General features: G+C 66.4%; 1 protein-coding gene. It reads left to right on the forward strand.

The features are described from left to right. Window positions 1-210 precede the first annotated feature (210 nt). Window positions 211-280 (forward strand): large ribosomal subunit protein bL28 (locus LZP69_RS16780; protein ID WP_442800697.1); only part of this gene is annotated, 70 nt, incomplete at its 3' end.

The following is a 280-nucleotide window of genomic DNA, read 5'->3' on the forward strand; positions in this document are numbered from 1 at the left end:
CGACCGCCTGCTCGTCGCGCAGGCCCTGGTAGAGCCCATGCGCCTGCTGACCGACGACACGGTCCTCGGGGGCTACGGCGAGATCGTTACCCTGGTTTGAACCGCCCCGGTCCCCCCTGGCTTGCCTCCCGGCCGCTTCGCTGGTATAAAACGCGGCTCGTTTTCGCGGGGAACGGCCCGTCCGCCGGCCCCGGTCTTGAGGATCAAGCCATGTCCAAAGTCTGTCAGGTCACCGGCAAGAAGCCGATGAGCGGTAACACCGTCTCGCACGCCAACAACC

Origin of the sequence: Shewanella sp. AS1, from assembly GCF_021412565.1 — a bacterium.
Classification (GTDB): Bacteria; Pseudomonadota; Gammaproteobacteria; order Enterobacterales; family Shewanellaceae; genus Shewanella.